Source organism: Limnobacter sp., assembly GCF_964228395.1.
Classification (GTDB): Bacteria; Pseudomonadota; Gammaproteobacteria; order Burkholderiales; family Burkholderiaceae_B; genus Limnobacter.
In genome coordinates this window covers 1-4141 of the sequence record NZ_CAXQZX010000087.1, presented here as the reverse complement: position 1 = coordinate 4141, position 4141 = coordinate 1, and the positions used below count along the sequence as shown (strand labels likewise).

The 4141-nt window shown below is 52.9% G+C and carries 5 protein-coding genes and 1 pseudogene; 4 read left to right on the top strand and 2 right to left on the bottom strand.

Going from position 1 to position 4141, the window contains the following annotated elements; all coding sequences use genetic code 11:
• Positions 1 to 476: pseudogene (locus tag ACEQU8_RS07190) on the bottom strand (hypothetical protein); the annotation flags it as partial.
• Between the two features lie 191 nt (positions 477 to 667).
• On the opposite strand from ACEQU8_RS07190, the gene ACEQU8_RS07185 reads away from it, so the two are divergent.
• From ACEQU8_RS07185 to ACEQU8_RS07175, 3 genes are all read left to right on the top strand, one after another.
• Positions 668 to 1891 carry a trans-acting enoyl reductase family protein gene (locus tag ACEQU8_RS07185; RefSeq protein WP_370262580.1) on the top strand — a complete coding sequence of 408 codons (1224 nt, stop codon included), beginning with the start codon at positions 668 to 670 and terminating at the stop codon, positions 1889 to 1891.
• 126 nt (positions 1892 to 2017) lie between these two features.
• Positions 2018 to 2278, top strand: coding sequence for a hypothetical protein (locus ACEQU8_RS07180; protein WP_370262579.1), 261 nt, complete (start codon positions 2018 to 2020; stop codon positions 2276 to 2278).
• Between the two features lie 15 nt (positions 2279 to 2293).
• On the top strand, positions 2294 to 2542 hold the full coding sequence (locus tag ACEQU8_RS07175) for a hypothetical protein (RefSeq protein ID WP_370262577.1): 249 nt from the start codon (positions 2294 to 2296) through the stop codon (positions 2540 to 2542).
• 29 nt (positions 2543 to 2571) lie between these two features.
• Here the strand turns inward: ACEQU8_RS07175 and ACEQU8_RS07170 are convergent, their stop codons facing one another.
• Positions 2572 to 3246, bottom strand: a complete 675-nt coding sequence (locus ACEQU8_RS07170; RefSeq protein WP_370262576.1) for a hypothetical protein — start codon at positions 3244 to 3246, stop codon at positions 2572 to 2574.
• A 350-nt stretch (positions 3247 to 3596) separates the two neighbouring features.
• On the opposite strand from ACEQU8_RS07170, the gene ACEQU8_RS07165 reads away from it, so the two are divergent.
• The coding region (locus ACEQU8_RS07165) for an MFS transporter (protein WP_372521235.1) at positions 3597 to 4141 on the top strand (545 nt) is incomplete at its 3' end.

Genomic DNA, 4141 nt, shown 5'->3' with positions numbered 1-4141 from the left:
AGCACGTCGTGCAGGTCGAACCGCCGGTATTGCCGGTCGACGGGGTGCCTAACACACAAAAAGCATCGGTCTACCTGCTGGCTTCTGCAATACCAATAGGCTGCCTTGATCAGCATCAAGCGCAGGGCCAAACCGTTGCTCCCTGCGGGTATGGCCAAACGGGATATTTCTGCAATGCGACCAGTGCGCAAAGCTTTGGGCAGCGCGAAAGAGTCTTCTAACCGCAGGGTACCGCCATTGGCAATTTGGACACGCACCGTGCCAATGCATGAGGCGTCGAGTTTGGACTGGGCCAGCAACACCGCGGCATGGGGCTGAAGATCGTCGGGGTCGGCCTGCCCCACCACACACCCAAATGCGGGCAGATGGCGGCCGTAGGCCAGTTGCCTGGCCATGGCCGCAGCTTGAAAGTCAAGGTCGCTTTGCGCTTGTTCGATGCGAAACGGCAAAAGCTGGGCGAGGTTAAAACTGCACATTGGGGTCTCCTTGGGTTAGGCTCACCTTAAATATTCCACATCCAATTTGAGTCCCCCCGATCGGGTTAAAGCTCCGTTCTGGGGTCATCACCCGAAGTACTTAAAAAAACACAGTTTCCGGAATATCCTTTGGCCGCCCCTGGCATATGAGAGAATTGCTGGGTTGAAAAATTACATACGGAGACAGAACGGTGAAAAACAAGAAATTCGATGTTGTCGTATTCGGTGCCACCAGCTTTGTGGGTCAAATTCTGGTCCGATACCTTTGGGAAAAACACGGTACAGGCTCTACACTGAGCTGGGCGATTGCTGGACGCGACTCCGCCAAGCTGGAGGCGCTGCGTGCCACCCTGGGCAAGGAGGCATCAAAGCTGCCCATTCTGACCGCGGAAGCCAGCAACAAAGAATCTCTGATGAATTTGTGCAGCCAAGCCGGTGTGATTGTGTCCACCGTGGGGCCTTATGCCTTGTATGGATCGAACCTGGTCAGCGTATGCGCAGAATCAGGCACCGACTACTGCGACCTCACCGGCGAGGTGCAGTGGATAGATCGAATGATCAAAGCGCATGAAAAAACCGCCCAGCAAACCGGCGCACGCATTGTCCATTGTTGTGGCTTTGATTCCATACCCTCAGACCTCGGTGTGCATTTTTTACAGCAGGCCGCCAAAAGCCAATTTGGTGAGCCCTGCGAAACTGTGGCCATGCGGGTGCGCCGCATGAAGGGCGAGTTTTCTGGCGGCACCGTGGCCAGCATGATCAACGTGACCCGTGAGGTTGCAGCCAATCCTGCACTGGCAAAGAGCCTGGCCAACCCCTATTTGCTGTGCCCTGAAAAGCTGGCCGCACGCCAACCCAATGTAAAGTTTGCCGAGTTTGATAAAACCGCCAAAAGCTGGGTGGCCCCGTTTGTCATGGCTGGCATCAACACTCGCGTGGTGCACCGGAGCAACGCACTGACCCAGTACGCCTACGGCAAAAACTTCAAATACGACGAAGCCATGATGACCGGCGCTGGTTTGCGTGGCCGACTGACAGCCATGGGGCTTGCCTCTGCCATGGGTGGCTTTTTGCTGGGTGCGGCCCTGCCCCCAACGCGCTGGGCTTTGGAAAAATTTGTGGTGCCCAAGCCTGGCCAAGGGCCCAGCGAAAAGTCCCAGAAGCAAGGCAACTATGACCTTCGCTTTTTCGGCAAAACCAGCAAGGCTCAAACCTTGGTAGCCCGCGTCACAGGAGACATGGACCCCGGCTATGGTTCAACCGCCAAAATGCTGGGCGAGGCCGTGGCTTGTTTGGCCAAGGATGTAGACGGCCACCCCGGTGGCTTCTGGACGCCCGCCTCGATTTTTGGTGACAAATTAATTGGGCGTTTACAAAGCCATGCTGGCCTCACCTTCACACTGATGGACCAGTAAATCGCATGGGGTCGACAGAGTCGACCCTTTTCGAATTTTGGTTTTAAAAGTTAACTCTTTCGATTGTAATGAGAACGATTATCGTTTACGATGATTGCTCTTATTTCAATTATTTTGAGAGGCAACATGACCCAATCCAATTGCAAAGCCCAGTTGGGGCATTGGCTGGCCGGCAGCGAAAACGGTGCAGTGTATTACTGCCACGACAGCAAAGTGGTGTCGCTGTGTTTGCATTACATGACGCTTCGGTTTGAGCCAGCTGCCTTCAGGGATCTGCTTGGCATGATGGGTTTTGCCCAAGGCCAGATTGAGCGCATGGACCCCGCCAGCGGCGCTCTGCAAGCCGCGCCGCCCCATTGCGGCAGCACTGGTGGCTCTTTTCATTAACAGGAGCGCTGCGCCATGGGCAATATTGATGCGTGGCTGGGTCGAACCAAAACCCTTGAACAATTGCTTGAGGAGAATGCGCTGCTGGCTGGGCAGTTGGCCAAACTGCAAGCGAGGGCCAGCGCTTTGTTGGAGCAACGCGGCAGCGAACTTGAACAACTCAACAATGCCTTGGAGTATTTACATGCGCAGTTGAAAGAACGCGAAGCCACCATCGCGTTCCTTCAGGCAAAATTGTGCGCCTTCCGAAAAATTGTCAGTTGAAGACCAATAACAAGCACACACTGCACCGACTATTTTAGTTCGTCGTATCCAAAAGTGAATTGATGTTGCTCGTCATCCACAACCACGGTCACCACCATACTCTGTGATGAACTGGCGCCGAGTTTGGAGCCCACAACAATTTCGCCGAACGCCTCTTGACCGGGGCGCACTACCCTGGGTTTCAAGCTGTTTTTTTGAATGTAATCCAAATCGGCAAGTGCCTGCTGCACATCGATTCGATCATTAAAATCTTCCACCATTAAAAAGCCACCTCGGCGGCTCCCGAAGGGCTGATAGTGCAAAGGCTGGTGATAAAAAAACGACTGTGCTGGGTTGTAAAAAATTGGAGCACGCATTCCGTAGTAAGCGAGACGATTTTGTACGTCCTGAATTTGAGCTTCGTAGCTCAAAACCCTCGCAGCGGAGCCATTGAAAGTGACTGACACATTTTCAGTAGAAAACTCCAAAGGCTCTTTGCCTTGATTTTTGAATCTGACATTAAAACGCGGGCTGTCAAACTGGCGCATGCTAGGCCGAATGGCCCCAACTTCCACGACATGCTTTTTACTTGAACGAAGCGACTCCCCAGATGAAGCCGCGACCTGTAATTGATTTTCTGAAACCACGGGGCTCACTCGGTAAGTGGAAGCACAAGCGCCCAGCACCAACGCAGAACCAACTACCAAACCTATCAACAAGCGCATACAACCACCTCTAGCACTGCACAAACAAATGAAATCCAGACTTGATCAGTTTAGCCAAAATCAGGAAAAACGCATCCTGTTTACGGACAATTTTTATTTGCCTCAGTTCCTGGCACGAATTCTGCATTGATTGTCTTAGAACGCCAAGTTGGGTCCAAAAGATGACGGAGCCCATCCCCGAAACGGTATTTTCGGTGGCTGACTCGCCGCTTTCGCACCAAACAAGTGCGCGGCAAACACAATTCAAGCAGCAAACACGGGCAATGAAGCCCACCCCATGCAGGCCTTCTGGCACTGTACGGGGTGGGCTTTTTTTGCGCTTTTAAATACCCATAAATAGAGGCCCGGCCATGAACGATCACACTTCCATGAATTTATTTTCTTTCACAGGGAAAATGAAAATACTTCACCTGAGCTGGGTGGCGTTTTTTATTACCTTTTTTGTTTGGTTCAACCATGCCCCCATGCTGGGTGCCATTGCTGACTCTTTAAGCCTTACCAAGGAGCAGGTTAAAACCCTGTTGATCCTCAACGTGGCGCTGACCATTCCCGCCCGCATCGTGATTGGCATGCTCACCGACCGCTTTGGCCCCAGGCTTGTGTATGCCGCGCTGCTGTTTGTGTCCTCCATTCCTTGCTTCTTGTTTGCCTTTTCGACCGATTTTGCCCAGGCCGCGTTGTCGCGTTTTTTGCTGGGTTTCATTGGGGCCGGCTTTGTGATTGGTATTCGAATGGTCAGTGAGTGGTTTCCTGCTCACCAACTGGGCACAGCCGAAGGCATTTATGGCGGATGGGGCAATTTTGGCTCGGCTGGCGCAGCCATGTTGTTGCCCACGCTGGCCTTGCTGTTTGGCGGTCCAGAGATCGGAAGAGCGTCGTGTAGGGACAGAGTGTA